The sequence below is a fragment of the Paraburkholderia sp. J11-2 genome (assembly GCF_905220185.1).
Lineage (GTDB): Bacteria > Pseudomonadota > Gammaproteobacteria > Burkholderiales > Burkholderiaceae > Paraburkholderia.
The window spans coordinates 1-250 of record NZ_CAJMYY010000151.1; the positions used below are offsets into that span (position 1 = coordinate 1).

General features: G+C 55.6%; 1 protein-coding gene. It reads right to left on the bottom strand.

Features of this window, described 5'->3' with window-relative positions; translation table 11 throughout:
- Positions 1–63: 63 nt before the first annotated feature.
- The coding region (locus U5A57_RS41565; protein ID WP_321918151.1) for a hypothetical protein at positions 64–250 on the bottom strand (187 nt) is incomplete at its 5' end.

The window sequence follows — 250 nt, forward strand, 5'->3', positions numbered from 1 at the left end:
AGCGTGGCGATGGCCCAAGCCCTGAAGCGGCACCCAATCATTGCATTTATGCAATGATTGGTTTCAAACAATTCTATTTCGCAAATATCTCCCGATCCGTATTCTCCTTTCCATCGGCTGCACGACATCGCGTCGCAAGCCACTCAACCACACGGAAAGGAGAATCACGATGAACACGCACGCCACCCCGAACACGCCCGATACCGCAACCGTCGCCTTCCTCGATGCGCTCAACAGCGGCACCGGTCCG